The following is a 23,221-nucleotide window of genomic DNA, read 5'->3' on the forward strand; positions in this document are numbered from 1 at the left end:
CCGGGCCGGGCGGCGGCGCTACGGGCCTACCGCGGTCGGCCCGGGGTCCTCGGGGTGCCGGTCCCCGTCTTGCACTGGGCCTTGGAACCGACGACGACCGCCCCGCCGGAGCGGGAACGTTGGAAGCGGACCCACGCGTCACCCGGGGCCGGGGCGGCCGAGCGCGGGCGCAGGACGTTCACCGAAGCACCCCCGCATTCGGCCTTGGCGAAAACGGCAGCGTAGCGGTTGGTCGCGTTGTCGAGTTGGCGGATAGTGAAACCGAGCCGGTAGCAGACATCGTCATCGGGGTCGACGATGCCCATTCCGCCGTCGTTGTCGTAAAAGGTGAAAGTTCCTCTCGCGGCGCTCGCGGGTGGGGTGATCATGACCGCGGACAAGGTGGTGGCGATGGCCACCGCCAGGAGTCGGGTCGTGGTGCGCATGGAGTCCGCCTTCCGCATAGCTCTCCGGTTTTTGATTCTGCTCGCCCCCGGCCTATCGCGCCGGGGGTGATCATCCGTCGACGCCATGGTGCTGCCGATGGGGCGGCGCGGCACGCCCGAAGGGGCAACGAGCCGTAGTACCACTCATTCGTGTGGACCTGGCGCGGGCAATGGGCTGTTAATCTCCAGTCGTTTCTGTCCGCTGTGGAATACTCCGATTGCGAGAAGACAGTGAGATCTCTCTTGCGCAATTCCCTGGCGATTTTCACCACGCTGGTCGCGGTGGGCGCCGCGACCGCCGCCCCCGCCGCGGCCCAGCCCGTGGGCGCGCGGGGGCTGCTCGACAGCTGCGCCGCTCTGCGCGCGGTGCTGCCCGGCGCGCCCGACGGCAACTACATCCTCGCCGGGAACCGGTACCTGCTCGGCGTCTACTGCCACGACATGGCGGGCACCCCGCGCGAATACCTGAACCTGTCCAACACCGGGGCCTCGGCCAACTTCTCCCAGTACACCGCGGGCGGCGCCGCGCCCGGCACCAACGTGCGCTCGTCGTTCACCAAGCTGCGGGTCAACCCGAAGACCCTCGAGGTGGACATCAACGACCTGACCTTCGCCGCCTCCAGCGGCTCGCTCACCCACGGCAGCGAGACCGTGCGGAGCCTGCCCTACGGCGTCGGCATGGCCTGTGCCGGGAACGGCACCAGCGGCATCGGCAACGTCGACCTGCGCGGTACCGCGTTCGCGCTGAACAGCGGGTTCCAGCCCGGCGGCTTCCAGCCGTTCGGCACCGCGACGGTCAGCCCGGACGGCCAGGTGGCGGCCCTGTCCGGCGGCGGCTACTGCGGCTGGATCGCCGGACCCGGCGCGTACAACCCGTTCAACCCGACGGGTGCCAACTACAGCCTCAAGCTCAAGTGCACCTGGGACGGCGTCTTCCGGCCCCAGCCGTGTCTCGACCTGGGTCTCGGCCTGAGCTGAGCCCGGTCGACCCGAACCGGTGGTCCCGGGGCGCGCCGGGGCCACCGGTTTACCCCCGCCGACGATGCGGGTACCTCATCGACGCGACGTGGAGGGGGACCCGGATGGTCGGCACCGACGCCCGGACCATGGGCGTGGAAGAGGAGTTCCTGCTGGTCGAGCCCGCGACGGGGGCTACCGTGCCCGCCGTCGCGCGGGTGCTCGCGGAGGCCGCCGGGCGGTCGCTGCCCTCGGGCGCCATCGTGCAGCGTGAGCTGCGCGCGTCCCAGGTGGAGACCGCGACCGGGGTGTGCGCCACGGCGGGGGAGCTGCGGTCCCAGCTCGCCGCCCTGCGGCAGGCGCTGGCCGAGGTGGCGCGGCGGGCGGGGGTGGTGGCCGTGCCGATGGGCACGCCGCCACTCACACGGGACACGACGACTGACCCGATCGGGGGACCCCGCTTTGCGCGCATCGACGGCGCGTACGCGGGGGTGACCCGCGACTACGAGGCCTGCGGGCTGCACGTCCACGTCGGCGTGCCGGACAAGGACACCGCGGTCGCGGTCGTCAACCACGTCAACCGGTGGTTGCCGACCCTGCTGGCGCTGTCGGTGAACTCCCCGCTGCACGGCGGCCGCGACACCGGGTACGGCAGCTGGCGGGTGGTGCAGCAGTCCCGGTTCCCCGGCTCCGGCCTGGCGCCGTACGCCGCCGACCACCAGGCCTGGCAGGCCGAGGTCGCGCGCCTGGTGGACTACGGCGTACTGGCCGACGAGGACCAGTCGTTCTGGTACGCGCGCCCCGCGCCCCGCCTGCCGACCGTGGAGTTCCGCATCGCCGACACCGCCGCCACCGTCGACGACGCGCTCCTGCAGGCCCTGCTGAGCCGCGCCCTGGTCCGCACCGCCCTCGCCGACCTCGAACGCGGCCGCGAGGCCGCCGCGATCCCACCGTCCGACGCCCAGGCCGCCGTGTGGGCGGCCAGCCGGTACGGTCCCCGAGGCCAAGCCGTCGACCTGGGCAACCGCGTCCCCGCGTCGGCCGTGGTCCTCCTGCACGGCCTCCTCCTCCACACCCGCGACGCGCTGGCCGACACCGGCGACACCGACGAGGTCCGGGCGCTGCTGAGCGGCCAGCCCCGGACCGGTGCCCAGCTCCAGCGCGACCTGGCCAAGGTCGTCGGCGTGGCGGGCGTCCCACGGCGGATGGCGTTGTCGGTGGGCAGAGGACTGGAACCCTCGATCGCCGGGTATGCGGGTGGGGTGACTCAGGAGGGCCCATGACCACCACGCTCGACCGCCCCACCCTGCCCGCCCCGCGCGGCGAGATCTCCGACGCCGTGTCCACCGCGCTGCGCGGCGGGCGCCTGGGAACGCCGTCCCCGGCGGCGGACCCGCTGGGTGACGACGCCCAGCTGGCGCTGCACGTCTGCTACGAACTGCACTACCGGGGCTTCGCGGGTGTCGACCCCGCCTGGGAGTGGGACCCGTCCCTGCTGCGGCTACGCGCCGAACTGGAGCGCGGATTCCTGGACGCCCTGCGGGCGCGGGTGGCCGGTGGCTCCGATGTGGACGGTGAATTGTCGGGCCTGCTGGTGGAAGAGGTACCCGGGGACGGCGTCAGCCACTACCTGCGCGACGAGGCGCGGTGGTGGCAGATGCGGGAGTACTTCGCGCACCGGTCGATCTACCACCTCAAGGAGGCCGACCCGCACGCGTGGGTCATCCCGCGCCTGTCCGGCCGCCCCAAGGCGGCGCTGGTGGCCGTGGAGTTCGACGAGTTCGGTGGTGGACGCGAGGACCGCGTGCACGCCCGCCTGTTCGCCGACCTGCTCACCGCCGCCGGGATGTCGGCGGCGTACCTGGGCTACCTGGAGCACGTGCCCGCCCACGCCCTCGCCACGGTCAACATGATGTCGCTGTTCGGGCTGCACCGGCGGTGGCGGGGCGCGCTGGTCGGCCACTTCACCGCGGCCGAGATCACCACCGGCCCGAGCGCGGCCCGGATGGACCAGGCGCTGACCCGGCTGGGCGCGTCCGCACCGTGCAACCGGTTCTACACCGAGCACATCGAGGCGGACGCCGTGCACGAGCAGGTGATGCGCAAGGACGTGGTCGGCGGTCTGCTCGAACAGGAACCCGACCTCGCCGCGGACGTCGTCTTCGGCATCCAGGCGACGGAACTGCTCGAACAGGACCTCGCCGACCACCTGCTCACCCACTGGCGCGCGGGCGAGTCGACTTTGCGCGAGCCGTTGTGACGCCCGGATCTCAGTCCGCGCGCACCTTGCGGCGGTGGCTGGTGTCACACAGCGGGTAGCGCTTGCTGCGCCGGCACGCGCAGATCGCCACCATGAACCGGTCGTCGCGCACGGTGCTGCCGTCGGGCAGCACCAGGTCGACCGGACCCTCCACGAGGATGGGACCGGCGGGTTCGATGACGACCCGGCGCGTCTCAGGCCCGGGAGGCACGGACCACCACCAAGTCCTCGTGGCGCGTGCCGGGCTCGATGAGGCCCGCGTGCTCAAGAGACCGCGCGCGGGCCCGCATCACCGGGCCGAACGGCACCCGCTGCCGCGCCACCACGTCGCCGCGCAGACCACCGGAGCGCAGCCGGTCCAGTGTCGCGTCCACTCCCGACACGGCGGAGTGGACGAGCAGCATGGTGCCCGTCTCGGTGAGCAGTCCCGGCGCGGCGTCGCACAGGGGGTCGAGGAGGGAGCGGCCGTCGAACCCCGCGTCCCAGCGCGGGTCGCGGTCGACGCGCGCGGGCACGTACGGGGGATTGGCGAGGACGAGGTCGAACCGCCGGTTCGCCATGTCGAGGAAGGACATCCGGTGCACCTGGACCGGAAGGCGGTGCCACCAGGCGTTCGCCTTGGCCGACCACACGGCCGACCGGGAGATGTCCACCGCCGTGACCGCCCCCGCGCCCACGGTCGCCGCGGCCAGGGCGAGCGCGCCGGTACCGGTGCAGAGGTCCAGCACCCGCGTGCCGAACGGCGCCGGGTAGTCGGCGGCGACCGACGCGAGCAGCCTGGTGTCCTCCTGCGGTCGGTAGACCCCTGGCAGCCGGAACAGCACTCGGGGTACCCGGTGCCCCCCGCTCGCAACCACACCAACGGGTTCCCTAGTGGTGGTCATGGCCCGCCCTCCCAATCCAAGTCGGACCGTGGATACCCACTCCGCCGACCCGAAACCACAGCGGACGCACAGCCACCACTTCGAAAACACCCAGGTGCGCTGCCGATGCTCAGAGCGACCACCAGGGAGGAACCATGAACGACGACACCCGGCCCACCCCGGCCGACGAGCCCACCGCGCAGCCCACCCCGGCTGCGCCGCAAGCACCCCAGCCCGCCACCGCGCACGAGGCGCGGCCCGCCGGTCCCCGCGACTGGGCACCGCCCGCGCGGACCCGGAAGCGGCTGTCGTTGCGCGACCTCGCCGTCGCGGGTGTGGCCGCGGCGCTGCTGCTGGTCGGCGGTATCGGCGGGTTCGCCATCGGCCACGGGACCTCCGGGCCCGGCCGCCCCGAGATGACCTCGTCGGACGGCCGCGGCGGCGGTGACAACGACCGCGGCGGTTCCCGGGGTGACGACCGGTTCACCATCCCCGAGCAGGGCGGGCGTCGCGGCACCGCGCCCGAGCAGGGTTCCCGGTCCGGGGACAGCGGGAGGTGAGTGGGCGCGTGGTCCCGGCCGTCGTGGCGACCGGGACCACGCCCGGGTTCAGGCCAGGCCCGCCAGGTACGCGGTCAGCGCCCGCCGGTACGGCTCGACGGTGGTGAGGTCCGCGTACTCCTCCGGGCCGTGCTGGCCGTCGCCGCCGACGCCGAAGATCACCGCGTCCACGCCGCGCTGGTGGTAGAAGCGGGAGTCGGCGGCGCCGTGCTTGCGCAGCGGGTCGCCCGAGTACCCCTGGGCGCGGGCCGCGGCGCGGAGCGCGCGCACGTCCGCGCTCGCCGGGTCGGCGCGGTGCGGCGGCTCCACGCCGTCGACCTCCACCGGCACCCCGGCCAGCCCGCTCAGGTGCGCCGCCACCTCCTCGGCCGTGCGATCCGCGAAGTCGGTGTCCTCGGCCGGGTACCGGACGTCCAGCCAGACCGTGGCCTCGGCGGGGACCTGGTTCACCGCGGACGAGCCGCTGTCGATCCGCGCGACGTTCACCGTCGTGCGCCAAGCCTCCTCGGTGGCCACCGGGTAGGCGGCCAGCATCCGGTCCACCGCGCGCACGGCCTTGAGCACCGCGTTCTCGCCCAGCCACTGGTACGCGCTGTGCGCGCCGCGGCCCCTGACCCGCAGCCGAGCCGTCAGCAGCCCCTTGGACTCGGTCACCAGCCGCAGGGCGCTGTGCTCGCCGATGACGACGAAATCGGTGGCGACCCCCTGCTCCAGTTGGTGCCGCGTCCCGTCCCGACCGCCCACTTCCTCGTCCGTCACCAACTGGAGGCCAACCGCCGCCGACCCCGCGAACTCCCGGAACACCTGGGCCATCACCAGCGCGGACAGCTTCATGTCCTGCGCACCGCGGGCGTACAACCGGTCCCCGACCAGTCGCGGCCGGAACTGGTCGTCGTTGCCCGGCACCACGTCGAGGTGCCCGTTGAGCACCACCCGGAACCGCGGCCGCCGAACACCCCGGTACACCAGCGCGCTCGGCTTCCCGTTCGACTCGAACCGCTCCACGGTGCACCCGGGGCCCGCCTCGGCCAGCGTGAAGTCCAGTGCCCGGGCCAGGTCGACGGGCCGATCGGCCGTCGACCGGATCGCCAACAACTCCTCCGCCACCGCCAGGAACCCCGCCACCGGCCACTCCCTTCCCGCGCGCCCTCGACCGACATCGTGTCAGGCCCTCGCACACCAGAGGCTTCCGGCCCGGGGATTTCCTTGTCCCGGTGGGGCATTCATCGCGGACCGCATGGTCCAATCGCGTGACTTCGGTGCGCGGCAACGGATCCCGGTGTAATGCCGGTGGTCCAGACCGCGATTCCCCCGGTGGACCGAGCTCGCCGGACACGCGTGGATCGGATGGTCGGATGACGGACATGGCCCACCCGGAGGACACCGACACCGGGGCGGCGGTGACCGTCGCGCTGGCCGGGGTGGCCAGGGCCGCGATCGCCGCGGCGGCACCCGGTGAACTCGACTACTTCGACCTGGTGGCCGTCTCGTGGCACGACGGCGGGCGGCGCGGCGTGGCGGGCGCCGCCGCCGGGACGGTCGGGTCCGGTGCCGGTCCCGTGGTCTTCAGCGACGTCGTCTTCCCGCTGCTCACCGGCGCCGTCGCCCAGGTCGTCGGCGCGGCCGCGTTCGCCGGGCTGCGCAAGCGCCGGTGGTGGCGCCGCCGCCGGGAACCGGCCGCGGTGGCGATCCGGCTCGACCAGGTGGCCGCCGTGCGCGCGGCCTGCGTCGCGCACGGGATGACGCTCGGGCTCTCGGAGTCGGAGGCCACCCTGCTGGCCGACGCGATCAACGGTGCCCTGCGCGCCGCCGCGGGCGGGCAACCGGAATGAGTGCCGGGCGGGAGCCCACCGCGTCCCCGCGCCCCGCCGCCGCCCCGGACCGGGTGTGGTGGGTGTACGCCATGATCGTCCTGGCGGCCGCCGCGACGGGTCTCGGGGCCGCGGGCGCGTTCGCCACCACGCTCGGCTTCGGCGGACCCACCCGCGCCGTGGTCGACTGCTTCGCCGCGCGGGGCTTCTCGGTCGCCGACGAGGCGGGCTTCCCCGGGGCGGTCGGCGAGGCCGTCGCCGGGGCCTGCGGCAACGACATCGAGCCCGCCCGGCTGCGGATGCTCCTCGCCGGTGTCTTCGTCCTGCCGGTCGTCGCGCTGCTGCTCATGACCGCGAGCGGCCTGCTCGTCCGGTGGCAGCTGCGCCCGTCCCGGGTCGCCGTGCCCGCCGCGGTGCGGGAGGGGCTGACCGCGCGGTTCGCCGAGCTGTGCGACAGCCAGGGCCTGACCGGCCGCCACCGCCCGCTGCTCGTGGTCGCGCCACCCACCACCGGGGTCCGGGACGCGTTCACCACCGCCCTGCCCGGTACCCGGCACCGGGTGGTGGTCCCGCTCGGGCTCGCCCACGCCGACCGCGCCGCGTTCGACACCGTGGTCCTGCACGAGATCGGGCACGTCCGGGCCCGGGACGTGCGGTGGGCCTCGGCGGCCTGGTGGGTCGGCTGGCTCGTGGTGCCCGCGCTGCTCGTCGGCCTGCTGCCCGTGCTCGGGCTCCCCGCCACGGCGCTGGAGCTGTTCGGCCTGTCCCTGCTCACCGCCGTGGTCGGCGCCGTCGCGCTGCTGGTGCTGCGCGCGGCCCTGCTGCGCAGGCGCGAGCTGGCCGCCGACCGCTACGCCGTCGAGGCCACCGCCGACCCGACCCGGCTGGCCGCCCTGCTGCGGTCGCGGCGGGCGCCCACCGGTCTCCGGCGGCTGTTCGGCCACCACCCGGCACCGGCGCGCCGCCTCGGGCCGGACCCGGTGCGGCGGTGGGGCGGGTTCGTGCTCGCCGCCGCGGTCGGCGTGGTGTCGATGGCGACCACCCAGTCCCTGTACGTGCTGGCCGTGAGCGTGAACGCGGCGGACCGGACGAGCTGGCAGTCCGACCTCGGGGTGGTCGTGGGCGCCTTCGTCTGGGCCTCGGTGACCGTGCCCGCGTGGACGCGGCGGGTCGCCGCGGGCGCCCCCGGCTGGCCCGGTACCTGCGCGGGGGCGGTGGTCGGGCTCGTCGCCGGGTACTTCCTGCCGATCCCCGGCCTGCCGTACGTCGTGCCCGACCTGTACGGGTCGTACGTGGTCCCGTTGGTCGTCGCGCTCGTCGTCGGCGCGCTCGCGGTGTCCGTGTTGACCGCGGCACTCGCGACCCGGCTGGCTGTCCCCGCGCCGAGTGGGCCGCGGGATGTCCTCAGTAGACTCGGGGCGGTACTGGCCGTAGCCGTGACCCTTGCCCTGATGTGGAACGCGACCACCTCGGGGGTGCTGGGGCTGCACATCACGGGCGACCTGCTCGGCGTGCGCACCGGGAACATCCGGAGCCACCTCACGACCGCTGGGTTCACCCGGCTGTTCGACTACGGACCGGCCTTGCTGGTACTGGGTTTGGTGCTCGTGCTCGTCCGGGGGCGCAGGCCGTGGATCGGGTGGACGACCGCGCTCATCACCGGCGTCACGGCCGTGCTGGGTGCCGCGATCGCGACCCTGTCCTGGGAGTTGCGCGTCCAGGAAGGGCTTTCGACCGCGCGGATGAACTTCCTGCTGTACCAGCGGTGGTGGATCTGCGGTATCGCCGGGCTGGTCGCCGTCATCGGGGTCGCCCTCGCCCGGCGGCGGGTGCTGCGCGAGTTGCCCGTCGCTGTCCTGTGTGGACTTGTCAGTGCGGCGGTCGCGGGTGGCGCGCAGCACCTGCTCGTGCTCAACCTCAGCGGTTACGGCAAGCACGCCTATGTCCTGGACCACGTGATGCGTGGCCCGCTGTGGCCGACACTGGTCGCCGCCGTGGTGGCGCTCCCGCTGCTCCTGCCCGTCGCGGCCGCCCTGGCGCGGTGGGTTTCCCGGCGTGGACCGGTGTTCCTCGCGGTCGGCGTCGCCGCGCTGGTGGTCGTGCTCACCGGGCTCCTCCTCGACGGCAGGCTCTCCCGGGTCACCATCAGCGAGGGGGACGGCGAGGTGAGCATGGCGGAGTTGTTCCTCGCCAAGCAGTCGTCGAGCGCCGCGCCGTACACCGTCGCCAACAGCACGGCGCCGCCGACCTCCACACCGGCCGAGGCGCCGCACGGCCGCGTCCTGGACCAGGCCGGGATCGTCGCTGTGCTGGACCGGGTGCCCGCGATGTTGCCCGGCGGGGCGAAACCCGCCGACAAACCGGACTCCGGGCACACCACGGTCACCCCCGCGTCGTGCGACGCCGAGCTGGTGAAGTACGACGCGGTCAAGGACACCTTGCCGCACACCGGGGATCTCGCGCGCGCGTATGAAGTCCCCGCCGCGTCGACGCTCACCGGCATCACCGTGCTCGTCGAACTGACCTCCTACGCCGCCGAGCCGCGGCCGCTGACCGCACTCGACGCCCAGCTCGCCGCCTGCTCCCGCTTCACCATGCCCAGGAAGTCGCCGAGGGGCGGCACGCTCGACGTCCGGATGGCGCCCCAGCGGCCCACGGGCATCCGCTACCCCGCCAACGGGTATTCCCTGGCGGTGCCCAGCAGCCAGGGGAAGACGCGTTTCACCGTCATCCAGCAGCAGCGCGTCGCGGTCGTCGGCCACAACGAGGTCGTGGTCGCCGTCAACTACGCCTACGTGAACCCGCCGCCGCAGGCCACGCTCGACCTGATCGACCGCGTGCTGACCGGCACCGTGAACGGGGTGATCGAGGCCATCTGATCGGCCGGTCCACAGTGGTGTTCCCGTGCTACCTTGGGTTCCGGCCGCCTCGGCGGCCCCGGACGAGCGCGTCGTACCCGGTTACGCCAAGACGACGCAGTGATGTGGTCGACCATTGCTGCGGAGGTTGTCATGGCTTGGGTTGTGCTCGTGGTCTCGGGTCTGTTCGAGACGGTGTGGGCGGTGGCACTCGGTGCCTCGCGGGGGTTTTCCCGGTTGGTGCCGTCGGTGGTGTTCGCCGTCGCGCTGGTGGTGAGCATGTCGGGACTCGCGTACGCGCTGCGCGCGGTGCCGGTGGGCACCGGGTACGCGGTGTGGGTCGGCATCGGCGCGGTCGGCACCGCCGTCTACGGCATGGTCGCGCTGGCCGAACCGGTCGCGGTGGGCCGGGTGCTCTGCCTGGTGCTGATCGTCGCGGGCGTCGTCGGGCTGAAGGTGTTGCACTGAGCGGGAATCGCCCGCTCGATCGTGAAGGTTCTTCGCGCCGCGGTGGACAATTGCTCGACAGCGGCACTTCCGCGCTTTCGCCCGCTGGACCGGCGTAGTGGCGTGTGCCAAGGTTGGGGTCGGCGGTGGGAGGCGGATGCTGGTGTCCTGGCGGTCAGCTCAGCCGCCGTGGGCGGGGGCACGGGGGCGGTCGTGGGCGGTGCGCGACCGCGCGGTCCGGGTGTCGTACGCGGCGTTCCTGCGGATCCCCGACGACGGTTGCTATGTGTTGGTCCACAACCGTTCCCGCCCCGGGGCCTACGGTCCGCCGGGCGGGGTGTTCAAGTTCTTCGAACCCGGCGCTCGGGTGCTGGACCAGCTGGGCTTCCGCCCGGAACGCCCGGCGGCGCGCGGCGCGGGCACCCGGTCGGACGTGCGGGGCCTGCTGCCGCGCCGGTCGCTGCGGGGGTTCCGGGCGTGGTTCGACAGCGGGACCTACCGCGAGGACGCTGTCGAGTGCCTGAACCGGGAGCTCGGCGAGGCGCTGGCCGAGTCGGGGTTCGCGCACGTGGCGTCCGACCTCGGCGGGTCCGCGTTCCGGCCGGTGCGCACGGTCGTCGAGGGGCCGTACGCGGTGCCCGGGGTGTCGTGGTGGCAGGTCCGCCGCTTCGAGATCCACGAGCTGGTCGCGACGACGGCCGCGGCGGCCCGGCTGCGGCACCGGGTGTTGGAACTGGCCGCCGACCCGGCGGTGCCTTCGGTGATCGGAGCCACCACCGAGGACATCATCCACGGCCGCTGCGGACCGGCCCTGGTCGCGCCGCCCACCGCGTACCTGATCGGCGACCGCAGGCTGCACCCGGACCTACCCCCGCTGCGGTGATCGACCCGCGCCGGGGTGTTAGCTTGCCGCCATGGCGGATCAAGCACAGGGCGCGGTGCTGGTGGAGCGGGTGATCGAGGCGGTCCGGGTGAACCCCACCCGCTCGATGCTGAGCTACGCGCGCGAACCGTGGGTCGAGGGCACCCCCACCCCGATGTCGGCGGAGGCGCTGGCGGCGGCCCGGTTCCCGTCCGGGCGCCCGCTGTCCCCGAGCCTGAAGGCGTGGCTCGCCTACGACACCAGCCTGCTGGCCCGCCACGGCTGGTTCGCCGCCGACGGCACCTTCGCCCCGCGCCCCATCGACCGGTTGGTCGGTGCCGAGTTCGGCGACCCGTGGGCACCCGAGTTCGCGCCGCTGAACGACGCGCTGCCCGAGGTGTTCCTGCTCCCCGGTGGCTCCGACTCGCGCCGCGTGCTGGCCGTCGGCGAACCCGACGACCTCGGCGAGTACCCGATCCTCGCGCTGGACTTCGACGACCTGCCGTACCTGGGGCTCATGTACCCGGGTTTCGACGTCTACCTGGCGCACACCGCGGGCCTGCTCGACATCAACTTCGAGACCTACACCGACCTGACCGAGGACGACGCCTACCACTCCCGGTTCAAGCAGCACGCCGCGCACTACCTCAACGGCGAGCGCGAGACCCAGTTCCCGTTCCCCTGGTCCTGATGCTCCTGAGCGGCTATCCGCCCAGGTCGAGCAGCAGGTCGTCGAGCGCCCGCACCGCGCTGTCGGCCGCGTTCACCGACCCGCCGCACGAACTCGCCGACCGCAGCACCCGGTCGACGGCCACCGCGTGGGTCAGGGTCGGGCCGTCCGCCGCCGCGCACACCCCGGTCCCGCCTTCGGGTAGCCGCGACGCCGCGACCGCCGACCTCAGGTCCAGCAGGCGCGGTTCCGGCAACGTGCCCGTCCACATCTCCGAGGTGGTGCGGATGCGCCGCCACCGGCCGCCCGCGTCGACCGCCAGCAACTCCCCGCACGGCTCGCCCTGGCACAGTCCGCCGTTGACGCGCACCGAGGCCAGGAAGCCCGTCGCGGGAGGTGGGCTTTTCGGGGTGGGAGCGGCGGTGGCGCACCCGGCGACCGCCAGCAGCAGAAACGCAACACCCATTCGCATTCCCCCCACCTCCAGCCGGAGGTCGGACAGGCGGTGGGCGGCGTTGTGCGGATCCCGGGACGTGCCCGAAACCCGCGTCGCGGTGTCAGCAGGTCGAGGAACTGGCCAACTGCTCGGGCTCGCCCGTGGACTGGTCGACGTCAACCACCACCGGCGGCTCGTTGTGCCACACGGCCACCCGCACGCGGTGTGGCCCGACCCAGTCGACGGCGAGGCTGCCGCCGAGGTCTTCGAAGACGCAGCCGAGGTCCCACTCGCGCGCCACCAAGCCGTGGCCGTGGCGCACGCGGAGGGAGTAGTTGTGGTCGAACAGCCCGCCCGCCATGCCGGGCTGGACGATCACCTCGTGGTCGCCGGTGGGCGAGGGATACCGCGCGACCACGTCGTCGTCGCCCGCGCCGGCGCCGAAAATGAAGGCCACGCCCGCCCACAGCACGGCGAACACCACCAGCACCGCGGTCGTGAACAGCCGCCAGGCCCCGCTCCGGATGGCGAGGAAACAGGTGAACGCGATCAGCAGGATGAACAGCGTGCCGAGCAGACCGGGGAGGCGCAGGTACCGGAACACCAGGAGGTGGCCGGGTTCGACCACGCTCACCACGAGCAACACCGACACCGGCACGGCACCCGAGGCGGGCCACCCCCACCACCGGCGCCGGTCGACTCGGGTCGACTCGTCCATGATCAGCCGAAGACTACGCCCGGTCCGTCCACTCGGGGAGCGCTTCGCCGCCCTGGATCCGCGGTGATCTCAGGCACCTCCCGGCGGAGTGGCCCCGCGGTGCCCGTCGGGAAAGTTCCGGGGAGGATGTCGAGACGGCGTCGGCGGCTCCGACATGGGGGTAGCGCGCCAGAGGGGCGCGGCCACGAGGAGGACTCTCGGATGAGCAAGGTGACCTGTGACATCGCGGCGTCGGTGGACGGCTACGTGGCCGGTCCGAACCAGAGCCTGGACGCGCCGCTCGGGGAGGGGGTCGAGCAGTCCCTGCACAGCTGGATGTTCGACGCGGCGGAGGACAACGCCGAGGAGATCGCCGCGATCACCGAGGCGGGTGCCTACATCATGGGGCGGAACATGTTCGGCCCGAGTCGCGACGCGTGGGACCTGGACTGGCAGGGCTGGTGGGGTGCCGAGCCGCCGTACCACGCGCCGGTGTTCGTCCTCACCCACTACGAGCGGGAGCCGTTGAAGATGGAGGGCGGCACCACGTTCCACTTCGTCACCGACGGTATCGAGGCGGCGATGGAGCGTGCCCGCGCCGCGGCGGGGGAGCGGACCGTGGCCGTCGCGGGCGGCGCGTCGACGGTCAACCAGTACCTCGCCGCGGGCCTGATCGACGAGCTGCGCCTGCACGTCGCGCCGGTGCTGCTGGGGCAGGGCGAGCGGCTGTTCGAGGGCACCGGCCGGGTGGGCCTGACGCCGGTCTCGGTGCGGCACACGCCGCTGGTCACGCACCTGACGTACGCCGTCGAGCGGGCCGCCTAGGCTGGCCGCGGAAGTTCTCGGAAAAACTTCCGGCCGTGTGTCGATCCGCGACGGTCCCCGTTCGACCTGGGGGTGTACGCGGGCCGAGCGCCGGTCCGCCAGTCGCAGAGGGAGTCACCACCATGAAGTACATGCTGATCATGCGGGCCACCGACGAGGCGTTCGCGGGCATGGTGAACATCGACTTCGGCCAGCTGCTGGAGACCATCGGCAAGTTCAACGACGAGCTGATCCGGGCGGGCGTGCTGGTCGCCGCCGAGGGCCTGGCCGACGCCGCCGAGGGTGTGGTGGTCGACTACTCGTCGGAGCCGCCGGTGGTCACCGACGGCCCGTACGGGGAGACCAAGGAGCTGTTCAACGGCTTCTACATCCTCAACGTGGCCTCCAAGGAGGAGGCCGTCGAGTGGGCCAGGCGGATGCCGGTCCTCGGCGCGGGCGCGGGCTTCAAGACCGAGATCCGCCGGGTCACCACGATCGACGAGTTCCCGCAGGACAACGAGTGGATCCAGAAGGAGCGCGCCTGGCGCGAGTCCACCGGCCAGCTCTGATCCCCCGCCCGCCGGACCGGGCCCGCGGGGGCCCGGTCGGCGCGGGTTAGGGTGGGGGCGATGGGTGAGCACAGCGGTCGCGCGGCGGTGGCCGCCGTGTGGCGGATCGAGTCGGCGCGGATCGTGGGCGCCCTGGCCCGGTACACCGGCGACTTCGCGCTGGCCGAGGACCTGGCGCAGGAGGCGTTGGCCGAGGCGCTGGTGACGTGGCCGCGCGAGGGCGTGCCGCGGGAGCCCGCCGGGTGGCTGCTGACCGTCGGCAGGCGCCGGGCGATCGACGTGTTCCGCCGTCGGTCCGCGTTGGACGACCGGTACGCCACCATGGCCCGCGACCTGGGCGAGGCCGTCGAGGAGTCGTGGGACCCCGAACGCATCGACGACGACGTGCTCGCGCTGATGTTCGTCTCGTGCCACCCGCTGCTGTCCCCCGAGGCCCGGGTCGCGCTGACGCTGCGTGTCGTCGGCGGTCTGACCAGTGACGAGATCGCGCGGGCGTTCCTCGTACCGACCGCGACCGTGCAGGCCCGCATCACCCGGGCGAAGAAGACCCTCGGCGCGGCGAACGTCGCCTTCGAGGTGCCCCCGTCCGAAGAGCGCGCGGGACGGCTGGGCTCGGTGCTCAGCGTCCTCTACGTGATCTTCACCGAGGGCTCGTCGCCGACCTCCGGCGAGTCCGCGATCCGCCTCGACCTGGCGGGCGAGGCGCAGCGGCTGGCCCGGGTGCTGGCCCGGCTGGTGCCGGACGAACCCGAGGTGCACGGCCTGCTGGCGCTGCTGGAGCTGACCGCCGCGAGGTTCCCCGCCCGGACGGACCCCGACGGCGAGCCCGTCCTGCTCGAAGATCAAGACCGCCGCCGCTGGGACCGGTCCGCCATCACCCGCGGTCGCGCGGCCCTGGCCCGCGCCGAGTCGATCGGCCGGGGGTTCGGCTACTACGGGTTGCAGGCCGCCATCGCCGAGTGCCACGCCGTGGCCCCCTCGGTCGCGGAGACGAAGTGGACGCGCGTCGTGGCGCTGTACGAGGCGCTGGGCACGCTGGCGCCGTCGCCGATCGTGGACCTCAACCGCGCTGTGGCGGTCTCCATGGCGCGGGGCCCGGCCGCCGCGCTCCCACTGGTGGACGCGCTGGCCGCCTCCGACGCGCTGGCCCGGTCGCACCTGCTCGCCGGGGTGCGCGCCGAACTGCTGATCCGGCTGGACCGGCGCGCGGAGGCCCGGGCGGCCTTGGCGGCGGCCATCGACCTGTGCGGCAACGACCGGGAACGCACGGTGCTCAACCGCAAGCTCGCCGACCTGGGCTGAACGGCCCGGCTCGGCCGGGCCGTTCACTCACCCCTTGACGCAGACGACCTGCTTGAGCTTCGTGACGATCTCCACGAGGTCGTCCTGGTTGCGGATCACGTCGTCGATGTCCTTGTACGCGCCCGGGATCTCGTCGACCACACCCGAGTCCTTGCGGCACTCGACGCCGGCCGTCTGGGCCTTGAGGTCCTCGGTGGTGAAGGTCTTCTTGGCCTTGGTGCGCGACATCCGCCGACCCGCGCCGTGCGACGCCGACTCGAACGACTCCGGGTTGCCGAGGCCGCGGACGATGTAGGAACCGGTGCCCATCGACCCCGGGATGATGCCCAGCTCACCCCGGCCCGCGCGGATGGCGCCCTTGCGGGTGACCAGGACCTCCTCCCCGAAGTGCACCTCCTCCGACACGTAGTTGTGGTGCGCCGAGATCGGGTCCTCGAAGGTGACGATCGGGAACTGGCGGCGCAGCACGTCGCACACCAGGCGGAGCATGACCCCGCGGTTGCGGCGGGCGTAGTCCTGCGCCCAGTACAGGTCGTGGCGGTACGCGGCCATCTCGGGGGTGCCCGCGAGGAACACGGCCAGGTCGCGGTCGAGCAGCTCGGTGTTGTGCGCCAGCTTGCGCGCGACCCCGATGTGGTGCTGGGCCAGCACGTTGCCGATCCCGCGCGACCCCGAGTGCAGCATCACCCAGACCTGCCCGGTCGTGTCCAGGCAGATCTCGATGAAGTGGTTGCCGCCACCCAGCGTCCCCATCTGCTGCACCGCGCGCTTGCTGTTGGCCTTCACCACCGGGGTCAGGTCGTCGAAGGCGTTCCAGAAAACCTTCCAGTCCCGCGCGTCCCGGCGCGAGAACGCCGCGTCCTTGTGCGCGCCGAAGCCCACCGGCACCGCCGCCTCGATCGCCTTGCGCAGCGGCGCCAGCGTCGCGGGCAGGTCGGCCGCGGTGAGCGACGTGCGGACCGCGGTCATACCGCACCCGATGTCGACCCCGACCGCCGCGGGCGAAACCGCATCCCGCATGGCGATGACCGAACCGACCGTGGCGCCCTTCCCGAAGTGGACGTCGGGCATGACGGCCACGTGCTTGTAGGCCCAGGGCAGGGCCGCGATGTTGTAGAGCTGCTGCATGGCAGCCCACTCGACATCCTCGGGCTTGGCCCAGAGCTGGATGTCGACGTTCTTCCCCTTGAGGGTCGTAGCTGCCATGGGGAGAAGGGTAAGCGCGAAAACCCCATCGCACGAACGCTTTTACCGGGGGGCGTGCCGATCGGTCCGAGTCGGGTGGCCACGTGCTCCCCGGCCGCGGCGGGTCGCTGCTGCCGCCAAGGCGGACTTGGGCCCGTGTCCGGGAGCAACGCCCCGCCCGCTACCTTGTTGGCACGCCACCAGGACCAGCCGCCTCCTGCTGTTGCCACGAACGGCGAACCGGCCCGGGGAAGTCCACTCGCGATAGTCGAAGTGGAGTTCCCCGGGCCGGTCGCGTGGGCCGGGCGGAACGGGGCGGTCAGAACAGGGAGGTCGCCTCGGTCAGGGTGTGGCGCAGGATCCGCTCGATCTCGTCGAACTCGGCCTGGCCGCTGATCAGCGGCGGCGCCACCTGCACCACCGGGTCGCCCCGGTCGTCCGGGCGGCAGTACAGGCCGTTGTCGAACAGGGCCTTCGGCAGGAACCCGCGGATCAGGCGCTCGCGTTCCTCGGTGGTGAAGGACTCCTTGGTGTCCTTGTCCTTCACCAGCTCCACGGCCCAGAAGTAGCCGTCCCCGCGCACGTCGCCGACGATCGGGAGGTCGAGCAGTGTGCGCATGGTGTCGCCGAAGGCACCCTCGTTGTCCAGCACCCGCCGGTTGAGGCCCTCGGTCTCGAAGATGTCGAGGTTCGCCAAGGCCGCCGCGGCGGCGACGGGGTGGCCGCCGAACGTGTAGCCGTGGGGGAACATGACCTTGTCCCGCAGGAACGGCTCCGCGACGCGGTCGGTGGTCAGCATGGCGCCGATGGGGGCGTAGCCGGAGCTCATGCCCTTGGCGCAGGTGATGATGTCGGGCACGTACCCGAACTTCTCGCACGCGAACGTGGTGCCGTGCCTGCCGAACGCGCAGATCACCTCGTCGGAGACGAGCAGGACGTCGTACTTGTCGCAGATCTCGCGCACCCGCTGGAAGTAGCCGGGCGGCGGGGTGAAGCAGCCACCCGAGTTCTGGACTGGCTCGAGTACCACCGCGGCCACGGTTTCCGGGCCCTCGAACAGGATGGCCTCTTCGATCCGGTTCGCCGCCCACAGCCCGAAGGCCACCGGGTCGTCGCCGTGCTCGGGGGCCCGGTAGATGTTGGTGTTGGGCACCCGGAAACCACCCGGGGTCAGCGGTTCGAACTGCTGCTTCATCGCGGGCAGACCCGTGATCGCGAGCGCGCCCTGCGGGGTGCCGTGGTAGGCGATCGCGCGGCTGATCACCTTGTGCTTGAGGGGGCGGCCGGTCAGCTTGAAGTACTGCTTGGCGACCTTCCACGCGCTCTCCACGGCCTCGCCGCCGCCGGTGGTGAAGAAGACCCGGTTGATGTCCCCCGGCGCCGCGGCCGCCAGCCGCTCCGCCAGCTGGACCACCGGCGGCGTCGCGTAGCCCCACACCGGGAAGTAGGCCAGGTCGGCGGCCTGCCGGGCCATCGCCTCGGCCACCTCGCGCCGACCGTGGCCCGCCTGGACGACGAACAGCCCGGACAGCCCGTCCAGCACCTTCCGGCCCCGGTCGTCCCAGATGTAGGTGCCCTCGCCCCGGGTGATGACCGGGGTGCTGCGGCCGCCCAGCCGGGTGAAGTGCGGCCACAGGTTGCCCCAACCCGCCTCGGGCAGGCCGCTCGCGGCGGTGTCGTGCTCGGTGAGCGTCATGTGCCGTCCTTCTCAATCGTTCCGGGGGAAACCGAGGTTGAGGCCGCGGTGGTTCTCGTCGGGCCAGCGGGAGGTGACGACCTTGCCGCGGGTGAAGAAGTGCACGCCCTCCGCGCCGTGCGCGTGCGTGTCGCCGAACAAGGAGTCCTTCCAGCCGCCGAAGGAGTAGTAGGCGACCGGGACCGGGATCGGCACGTTGACGCCGATCATGCCGACCTCGACCTCGTGCTGGAACTGCCGGGCCGCGCCGCCGTCGTTGGTGAAGATCGCCGTGCCGTTGCCGTACGGGTTGCCGTTGACCAGCGCCAGCGCCTCCGCGTAGGTCTCGACGCGGACCACCGACAGCACCGGGCCGAAGATCTCGTCGGTGTACACGGTCATGTCCGGGGTGACCCGGTCGAGCAGGGTCGGGCCGAGGAAGAAGCCGGAGCCGTCGGCGTCGGGCACCACCTCGCGGCCGTCCACCACGACCTCCGCTCCGGCCTCGGCGCCCGCGGCGACGTAGCCCGCCACCCGGTCGCGGTGCTCGGCGGTGACCAGCGGACCCATGTCGCAGCCGCGCCTGCCGTCGCCGGTGCGCAGGCCGCGGGCCCGCTCGGCGATGGCCGGGACCAGCCGGTCGGCGACGTCGCCGACGGCGACGACCACGCTGATCGCCATGCACCGCTCGCCCGCCGAGCCGAACCCGGCGTTGATCGCGGCGTCGGCGGTGATGTCGACGTCGGCGTCGGGCAGCACCACCATGTGGTTCTTCGCCCCGCCCAGCGCCTGCACGCGCTTGCCCGCCGCGCTCGCCCGCTGGTGCACGTACTTGGCGACCGGGGTGGAGCCGACGAACGACACCGCCTTGATCGACGGGTGCTCGAGCAGCCCGTCCACGGCCTCCTTGTCGCCCTGCAGCACGGTGAACACGCCATCGGGCAGCCCCGCGCGCTGCCACAGCCGGGCCATGAACAGCGCCGCCGACGGGTCCTTCTCGCTGGGCTTGAGCACCACGGTGTTGCCCGCCGCGATCGCGACCGGGATGAACCACAGCGGCACCATCGCGGGGAAGTTGAACGGGCTGATCACCGCGACCGGGCCCAGCGGCTGGCGGATCGAGTGCACGTCCACGTCGGTGGAGGCGTTCTCGGTGAAGCCGCCCTTGAGCAGGTGGCCGATGCCGCAGGCGAACTCCACGACCTCCAGCCCGCGCGCCACCTCGCCCGCCGCGTCGGAGAGGACCTTGCCGTGCTCGGCGGTGATGACCGCGGCCAGCTCGTCCTTCGCCTCGTCCAGCAGCTGCCGGAAGGCGAACAGGATCCGGGTGCGGCGCGAGAGCGCGGTGTCGCGCCAGCCGGGGAACGCGGCCGCTGCGGCGCCGATCGCCCGCTCGACCTCGTCCGCGCCCGCGAGCGCGACCCGCCGGGCGAGCTTCCCGGTGGCCGGGTCGAACACGTCCGCGGCGCGGCCGGACCGGCCCGGCACCTCCGCGCCGTCGATCCAGTGGCCCACGATCTCCGTGCTCATCCGCGTCCTTCCCGTAGCTCTGGCGAGTCCAGTACAGCCTCGGCGCCGCGCGGGCCCGTTGCCAGTGACACAGTGCTGGTGATCGGGTCGTGGACCCGACGGTGTGTAAAGGCGCGTGTTAGGGTCCGGCGGTGTACCCGACCGTGGCGGACGTGCTGGCCACGCCCGCCGTGCAGGTGGGCGACCCGAGGGTGCGCGCGGGCGAGGAGCACCTGGACCGGCCGGTGCGCTGGGTGCACGTCAGCGAGATCGCGGACGTCGAGGGCACGCTGGAGGGCGGCGAGCTGCTGCTGTCCACCGGCATCGTGCCGAGGGCCCCCGGCGCCGACCTGACCGCCTACGTCACCCGGCTGCGGGACGCGGGCGCGGCGGCGCTGGTCGTGGAGCTGGGCAGGCTGCTGCCCGCGCTGCCCGAGCCGATGGTCCGCACCGCCCGGCGACTCGGGTTCCCCCTGGTCGAGCTGCGCCGCGCGGTCCGCTTCGTGGAGATCACCGAGGCGGTGCACGCGCGGATCCTGCACGCCGGGCACGAGCGGCTGCGGTTCACCGAGAAGGTCAACGAGGTGTTCACGACGCTGACCGTGGAGGGCGCCCGGGTCGAGGAGATCCTGGCCCAGGCGAGCGCGCTCGGCGGCCACCCGGTGGTGCTGGAGGACCTGGCGCACCACGCGGTCGCGTTCAGCGGGACCACGCGGGCGGGGGAGTTGCTGCGCGACTGGGAGTCGCGGTCCCGGCTGGCCGTGGCGGGTGCGGAGACGGCGGTCGCGGGGCCCGAGCGCTGGCTGTGCGCGCCCGTCGGCCCCCGGCGGGGGCGGTGGGGTCGGCTGGTGGTGCCGTTCGCGGTGGCCGAGTCCGATGTGGACCGCGCGGTGGCCGTGCTGGAGCGGGCGGCGGACACGCTGGCCATCACGCGGATGTTGCAGGGGGAGGGGCGCGACGTCGCGCTCGACGCCCACGGCGGGCTGCTGCGCGACCTGCTCGCGGGCCAGGTGACCGACGAGGCCGCGACGAACGCACGGCTGCGGGCGCTGGGCCTGCGGTCGGGACGCGCCTACGCGGTGCTCGTGCTCGCCGTCGGCGCGCCGGGCTCCCCGTCCGCCGAGGTCGACCAGGCCGCGCTCGGCGCCGCCGCGGCGACCGCGCGCGCCCAGGGCCGCGCGGCGCTGACCGGCGTCACCGCCCCGGGCCGGGTCGCGGTCGTGTTCTCGTGCCCGGCCGAGACCGACGAACCCGCCGCGGTCCGGTCCTTCCTGGCCGCCATGACCCAGAACCCGTTGCTGCCCAAGGGAACCATCGCCGCTGCGGGCACCCCCGCCACCCGCCTCACCGGCCTGTCCGCGGCCCTGGAGGAGGCCACCCACGTCGCCGACGCCGTGGCCGCCGACCCGGCGCGAGTGGGGGAGCGGGACGTGTACCGCGGCCGCGACCTCGGCGCGCGCGGTCTGCTGTGGTCGCTGCGCGCCGACCCGCGCCTGCACCAGTTCGCCGAACTCCAGCTGCACCCCCTGCTCGCCCACCGCGGCGGGGCGGACCTGCTCGACCTGCTCCGCGCGTACCTGTCCACCAACGGCAACATCGCCGACCTGGCCCGCAGGCTGCACGTCAGCCGCCCCGCCGTATACGCCCGCCTCACCCGCCTGACCGACGTCCTCGGCCGCGACCTCACCGACCCGGAGACCCGCCTGTCGCTGTACCTCGCGGTACTGGCCCACGACCAGACCGCGCGCTCGCGGGGCTGACCGCACGAAAACGGGGGTCGAGCAGGACTCGACCCCCGTTCCGCCCCGAGGCGAGGGCTAGTGGGCGGCTTCCGCCGCGGCGGGGTCGTCCGAGGGGCCCTGGAGTTCCCACTGGCCGCGGCGGCGCAGGACCAGCACGTAGTACAGGGCGGCCACCACGCCGACGCCGAGGGTGATCAGCAGGCTCGGGCGACCGGTGGTCGGGTCCTGGGCGTTCTGGATGACCACGTACACCAGCGCGGCCAGGGCCAGCACCGGGGCGACCGGGAACAGCGGCATCTTGTACGCCGCGTGCGCGGTGCTGCCGTTGCGGCGACCGCTGAGGACCGCCAGGCACAGCATCGCGTAGACGACCACGATCGAGGTCGCGGTGACCACGAGCAGGAAGTTCTCCGGCGCGAAGCACAGCGCGGTGCTGATCGCGCCGGTGACCAGCGTGGCGATCCACGGCGTGCCGGTCTTCGGGTGGATCGACGACAGCGCCTTGTTGATCGCCTTGGGCCACACCGCGTCGCGGCCGGTGCTGAAGACCATCCGGGCGGTGATCAGGATGATGGCCAGCACCGCGTTCAGGATCGCCAGGGCGATGGCCAGGCTGATGACCGTGTTGACCGTGGAGCCCGCCGCCGAGGTGACGAAGTAGCTCATCATGTTGTCCGCGCCGAACAGGTCCGGCAGCGACGGCGCGCCGAGCAGCACGGCGGTCACCGGTACCAGCTCCGCGAGGACCGTGATGCCCAGCGCCCACAGGATGGCGCGGGCGATGCCGCGGTGCGCGTCGTTGGTCTCCTCGCCGAAGTAGACCGCCGAGCCGTAGCCGTTGTAGGAGAAGATCGCGACCGCCGCCGCGCCGACCACCAGGCCGAGCGCCGCCGGGCCGACCACCCCGTCGGGCCCCGCCGCCACCGGCGAGCCGAGCAGGTCGCCCATCGGGCGGGCCGGGTCGAAGAAGCCGAGCGCGCTGATCACGACCAGGGCGATCATCTCGATGGCCAGGAAGACGCCGGTGATCCAGGCGTTGAGCTTGATGTCGAAGATCGCCAGGACGGCCGCGCCCGCGGTGGTGACCGCCGCGACCAGCGGGCCGGGCAGGCCGGGGATCAGCACGCTCAGGTAGGTGCCGACGCCCAGCGCGATGACGGCGATGATGAGCACCTGCGTGACCATCAGCAAACCGAGCGTGACGAACCCGGGCAGCCTGCCCAGGGTGCGCGCGACGATCGCGTACTCACCGCCGCTGAGCGGGTACGACGAGGCCAGCTCCGCGTAGACGAACGCCATGAACACGCCGACCACGGCCGCGATCACGAAGCTCCAGAACGCGCCGCTGCCCGCCTGGCCGATGACCCCCGGCGCGATGATGAAGACCGAGGACGCGGGGGAGATCGCCGACAGGGTGATGAGCAGCGTGCCGAGCACCTTCAGGCCCCGGCGCAGCGCCGCTGTGGACGGTGGAGATGTGGACAGTGGGGTGGTCGGGTCCGACATTGCGGTCTCCTCGGGAAGGGACGTCGAGCGCAGCGGTTCTTTGACTGGTCATCAAAGAACTCGGTGTGGCGTTCGTCAATAAC

General features: G+C 73.0%; 23 protein-coding genes and 1 riboswitch. Of the genes, 13 read left to right on the forward strand and 10 right to left on the reverse strand.

The annotated features are described in order from the left end of the window. Positions 1-26: 26 nt before the first annotated feature. Positions 27-425 carry a hypothetical protein gene (locus V5P93_RS15540; protein WP_146107894.1) on the reverse strand — a complete coding sequence of 133 codons (399 nt, stop codon included), beginning with the start codon at positions 423-425 and terminating at the stop codon, positions 27-29. Positions 426-668: 243 nt separating this feature from the next. Here V5P93_RS15540 and V5P93_RS15545 point away from each other — a divergent pair, with 243 nt between their 5' ends. The 3 genes from V5P93_RS15545 (at position 669) to V5P93_RS15555 (ending at position 3,642) form a co-directional block, all read left to right on the forward strand. Then, entirely contained in the window at positions 669-1,403 is a 735-nt protein-coding gene (locus V5P93_RS15545) for a GON domain-containing protein (RefSeq protein WP_245930958.1), read from the forward strand. A gap of 104 nt (positions 1,404-1,507) precedes the next feature. Further along, positions 1,508-2,665 carry a YbdK family carboxylate-amine ligase gene (locus V5P93_RS15550; RefSeq protein ID WP_104476274.1) on the forward strand — a complete coding sequence of 386 codons (1,158 nt, stop codon included), beginning with the start codon at positions 1,508-1,510 and terminating at the stop codon, positions 2,663-2,665. Beyond that, entirely contained in the window at positions 2,662-3,642 is a 981-nt protein-coding gene (locus V5P93_RS15555) for an iron-containing redox enzyme family protein (RefSeq protein WP_104476276.1), read from the forward strand. Before V5P93_RS15550 ends, V5P93_RS15555 begins: the two co-directional genes overlap by 4 nt. Positions 3,643-3,652: 10 nt before the next feature. Here the strand turns inward: V5P93_RS15555 and V5P93_RS15560 are convergent, their stop codons facing one another. Then, positions 3,653-3,853 carry a CDGSH iron-sulfur domain-containing protein gene (locus V5P93_RS15560; RefSeq protein ID WP_104476278.1) on the reverse strand — a complete coding sequence of 67 codons (201 nt, stop codon included), beginning with the start codon at positions 3,851-3,853 and terminating at the stop codon, positions 3,653-3,655. Beyond that, entirely contained in the window at positions 3,837-4,526 is a 690-nt protein-coding gene (locus tag V5P93_RS15565; RefSeq protein WP_104476280.1) for a HemK2/MTQ2 family protein methyltransferase, read from the reverse strand. Before V5P93_RS15565 ends, V5P93_RS15560 begins: the two co-directional genes overlap by 17 nt. A gap of 134 nt (positions 4,527-4,660) precedes the next feature. On the opposite strand from V5P93_RS15565, the gene V5P93_RS15570 reads away from it, so the two are divergent. Continuing rightward, the gene (locus tag V5P93_RS15570; RefSeq protein ID WP_104476282.1) at positions 4,661-5,065 is read left to right on the forward strand and encodes a hypothetical protein; all 405 of its coding nucleotides are present in this window, start codon (positions 4,661-4,663) and stop codon (positions 5,063-5,065) included. A gap of 48 nt (positions 5,066-5,113) precedes the next feature. On the opposite strand, the gene V5P93_RS15575 is transcribed toward V5P93_RS15570, so the two are convergent. Further along, positions 5,114-6,190, reverse strand: a complete 1,077-nt coding sequence (locus tag V5P93_RS15575) for a M20 family metallopeptidase (protein WP_104476284.1) — start codon at positions 6,188-6,190, stop codon at positions 5,114-5,116. Positions 6,191-6,420: 230 nt separating this feature from the next. Between V5P93_RS15575 and V5P93_RS15580 the strand changes: the two genes are divergently transcribed. From V5P93_RS15580 to V5P93_RS15600, 5 genes are all read left to right on the forward strand, one after another. Then, complete coding sequence (locus tag V5P93_RS15580; RefSeq protein WP_104476286.1) at positions 6,421-6,897, forward strand: hypothetical protein; 477 nt, start codon at positions 6,421-6,423, stop codon at positions 6,895-6,897. Beyond that, positions 6,894-9,755 carry a M48 family metalloprotease gene (locus V5P93_RS15585; protein ID WP_104476287.1) on the forward strand — a complete coding sequence of 954 codons (2,862 nt, stop codon included), beginning with the start codon at positions 6,894-6,896 and terminating at the stop codon, positions 9,753-9,755. The genes V5P93_RS15580 and V5P93_RS15585 overlap by 4 nt, the downstream gene beginning before the upstream one ends. Positions 9,756-9,794: 39 nt before the next feature. Continuing rightward, positions 9,795-9,856: riboswitch (guanidine-III (ykkC-III) riboswitch) on the forward strand. 31 nt (positions 9,857-9,887) lie between these two features. Further along, positions 9,888-10,202: an SMR family transporter gene (locus V5P93_RS15590; RefSeq protein WP_104476289.1), complete on the forward strand. Its 315-nt coding sequence runs from the start codon at positions 9,888-9,890 to the stop codon at positions 10,200-10,202. Between the two features lie 136 nt (positions 10,203-10,338). Then, positions 10,339-11,064 carry a hypothetical protein gene (locus V5P93_RS15595; protein ID WP_146107895.1) on the forward strand — a complete coding sequence of 242 codons (726 nt, stop codon included), beginning with the start codon at positions 10,339-10,341 and terminating at the stop codon, positions 11,062-11,064. 31 nt (positions 11,065-11,095) lie between these two features. Further along, positions 11,096-11,734 (forward strand): hypothetical protein, encoded by a 639-nt coding sequence (locus V5P93_RS15600; RefSeq protein WP_104476293.1) that lies wholly within the window; start codon positions 11,096-11,098, stop codon positions 11,732-11,734. 13 nt (positions 11,735-11,747) lie between these two features. On the opposite strand, the gene V5P93_RS15605 is transcribed toward V5P93_RS15600, so the two are convergent. Beyond that, a complete protein-coding gene (locus V5P93_RS15605; protein ID WP_104476294.1) occupies positions 11,748-12,179 on the reverse strand; it encodes a hypothetical protein in 432 nt (143 codons plus the stop codon). Positions 12,180-12,270: 91 nt separating this feature from the next. Next, positions 12,271-12,867: a hypothetical protein gene (locus V5P93_RS15610; RefSeq protein ID WP_104476296.1), complete on the reverse strand. Its 597-nt coding sequence runs from the start codon at positions 12,865-12,867 to the stop codon at positions 12,271-12,273. Between the two features lie 201 nt (positions 12,868-13,068). Between V5P93_RS15610 and V5P93_RS15615 the strand changes: the two genes are divergently transcribed. The 3 genes from V5P93_RS15615 to V5P93_RS15625 all read left to right on the forward strand — a co-directional run bounded on the left by V5P93_RS15615 (position 13,069) and on the right by V5P93_RS15625 (position 15,521). Further along, positions 13,069-13,671 carry a dihydrofolate reductase family protein gene (locus V5P93_RS15615; RefSeq protein ID WP_104476298.1) on the forward strand — a complete coding sequence of 201 codons (603 nt, stop codon included), beginning with the start codon at positions 13,069-13,071 and terminating at the stop codon, positions 13,669-13,671. Positions 13,672-13,793: 122 nt separating this feature from the next. Continuing rightward, on the forward strand, positions 13,794-14,219 hold the full coding sequence (locus V5P93_RS15620) for a YciI family protein (RefSeq protein WP_104476300.1): 426 nt from the start codon (positions 13,794-13,796) through the stop codon (positions 14,217-14,219). A gap of 60 nt (positions 14,220-14,279) precedes the next feature. Further along, the gene (locus V5P93_RS15625) at positions 14,280-15,521 is read left to right on the forward strand and encodes an RNA polymerase sigma factor (protein ID WP_104476302.1); all 1,242 of its coding nucleotides are present in this window, start codon (positions 14,280-14,282) and stop codon (positions 15,519-15,521) included. 27 nt (positions 15,522-15,548) lie between these two features. On the opposite strand, the gene V5P93_RS15630 is transcribed toward V5P93_RS15625, so the two are convergent. The 3 genes from V5P93_RS15630 to V5P93_RS15640 form a co-directional block, all read right to left on the reverse strand. Continuing rightward, the gene (locus V5P93_RS15630; RefSeq protein WP_104476304.1) at positions 15,549-16,727 is read right to left on the reverse strand and encodes an RtcB family protein; all 1,179 of its coding nucleotides are present in this window, start codon (positions 16,725-16,727) and stop codon (positions 15,549-15,551) included. A gap of 298 nt (positions 16,728-17,025) precedes the next feature. Further along, positions 17,026-18,402, reverse strand: a complete 1,377-nt coding sequence (locus V5P93_RS15635) for an aspartate aminotransferase family protein (RefSeq protein ID WP_104476306.1) — start codon at positions 18,400-18,402, stop codon at positions 17,026-17,028. Positions 18,403-18,414: 12 nt separating this feature from the next. Next, positions 18,415-19,911, reverse strand: coding sequence for a CoA-acylating methylmalonate-semialdehyde dehydrogenase (locus V5P93_RS15640; RefSeq protein WP_104476308.1), 1,497 nt, complete (start codon positions 19,909-19,911; stop codon positions 18,415-18,417). Between the two features lie 131 nt (positions 19,912-20,042). Between V5P93_RS15640 and V5P93_RS15645 the strand changes: the two genes are divergently transcribed. Beyond that, positions 20,043-21,650: a PucR family transcriptional regulator gene (locus V5P93_RS15645; RefSeq protein WP_104476310.1), complete on the forward strand. Its 1,608-nt coding sequence runs from the start codon at positions 20,043-20,045 to the stop codon at positions 21,648-21,650. 57 nt (positions 21,651-21,707) lie between these two features. Here the strand turns inward: V5P93_RS15645 and V5P93_RS15650 are convergent, their stop codons facing one another. After that, positions 21,708-23,138: an APC family permease gene (locus tag V5P93_RS15650; protein ID WP_104476312.1), complete on the reverse strand. Its 1,431-nt coding sequence runs from the start codon at positions 23,136-23,138 to the stop codon at positions 21,708-21,710. Positions 23,139-23,221 lie beyond the last annotated feature (83 nt).

The sequence above is a fragment of the Actinokineospora auranticolor genome, from assembly GCF_041897805.1.
GTDB classification, from domain to species: Bacteria; Actinomycetota; Actinomycetes; order Mycobacteriales; family Pseudonocardiaceae; genus Actinokineospora; species Actinokineospora auranticolor.

Bases quoted from the DNA above. Each gene is read 5' to 3' on its own strand.
- V5P93_RS15540 (WP_146107894.1), bottom strand. From the start codon at position 425: ATGCGCACCACGACCCGACTCCTGGCGGTGGCCATCGCCACCACCTTG.
- V5P93_RS15550 (WP_104476274.1), top strand. From the start codon at position 1,508: ATGGTCGGCACCGACGCCCGGACCATGGGCGTGGAAGAGGAGTTCCTG.
- V5P93_RS15555 (WP_104476276.1), top strand. From the start codon at position 2,662: ATGACCACCACGCTCGACCGCCCCACCCTGCCCGCCCCGCGCGGCGAG.
- V5P93_RS15565 (WP_104476280.1), bottom strand. From the start codon at position 4,526: ATGACCACCACTAGGGAACCCGTTGGTGTGGTTGCGAGCGGGGGGCAC.
- V5P93_RS15570 (WP_104476282.1), top strand. From the start codon at position 4,661: ATGAACGACGACACCCGGCCCACCCCGGCCGACGAGCCCACCGCGCAG.
- V5P93_RS15580 (WP_104476286.1), top strand. From the start codon at position 6,421: ATGACGGACATGGCCCACCCGGAGGACACCGACACCGGGGCGGCGGTG.
- V5P93_RS15585 (WP_104476287.1), top strand. From the start codon at position 6,894: ATGAGTGCCGGGCGGGAGCCCACCGCGTCCCCGCGCCCCGCCGCCGCC.
- V5P93_RS15590 (WP_104476289.1), top strand. From the start codon at position 9,888: ATGGCTTGGGTTGTGCTCGTGGTCTCGGGTCTGTTCGAGACGGTGTGG.
- V5P93_RS15595 (WP_146107895.1), top strand. From the start codon at position 10,339: ATGCTGGTGTCCTGGCGGTCAGCTCAGCCGCCGTGGGCGGGGGCACGG.
- V5P93_RS15600 (WP_104476293.1), top strand. From the start codon at position 11,096: ATGGCGGATCAAGCACAGGGCGCGGTGCTGGTGGAGCGGGTGATCGAG.
- V5P93_RS15605 (WP_104476294.1), bottom strand. From the start codon at position 12,179: ATGGGTGTTGCGTTTCTGCTGCTGGCGGTCGCCGGGTGCGCCACCGCC.
- V5P93_RS15610 (WP_104476296.1), bottom strand. From the start codon at position 12,867: ATGGACGAGTCGACCCGAGTCGACCGGCGCCGGTGGTGGGGGTGGCCC.
- V5P93_RS15615 (WP_104476298.1), top strand. From the start codon at position 13,069: ATGAGCAAGGTGACCTGTGACATCGCGGCGTCGGTGGACGGCTACGTG.
- V5P93_RS15620 (WP_104476300.1), top strand. From the start codon at position 13,794: ATGAAGTACATGCTGATCATGCGGGCCACCGACGAGGCGTTCGCGGGC.
- V5P93_RS15625 (WP_104476302.1), top strand. From the start codon at position 14,280: ATGGGTGAGCACAGCGGTCGCGCGGCGGTGGCCGCCGTGTGGCGGATC.
- V5P93_RS15630 (WP_104476304.1), bottom strand. From the start codon at position 16,727: ATGGCAGCTACGACCCTCAAGGGGAAGAACGTCGACATCCAGCTCTGG.
- V5P93_RS15635 (WP_104476306.1), bottom strand. From the start codon at position 18,402: ATGACGCTCACCGAGCACGACACCGCCGCGAGCGGCCTGCCCGAGGCG.
- V5P93_RS15640 (WP_104476308.1), bottom strand. From the start codon at position 19,911: ATGAGCACGGAGATCGTGGGCCACTGGATCGACGGCGCGGAGGTGCCG.
- V5P93_RS15650 (WP_104476312.1), bottom strand. From the start codon at position 23,138: ATGTCGGACCCGACCACCCCACTGTCCACATCTCCACCGTCCACAGCG.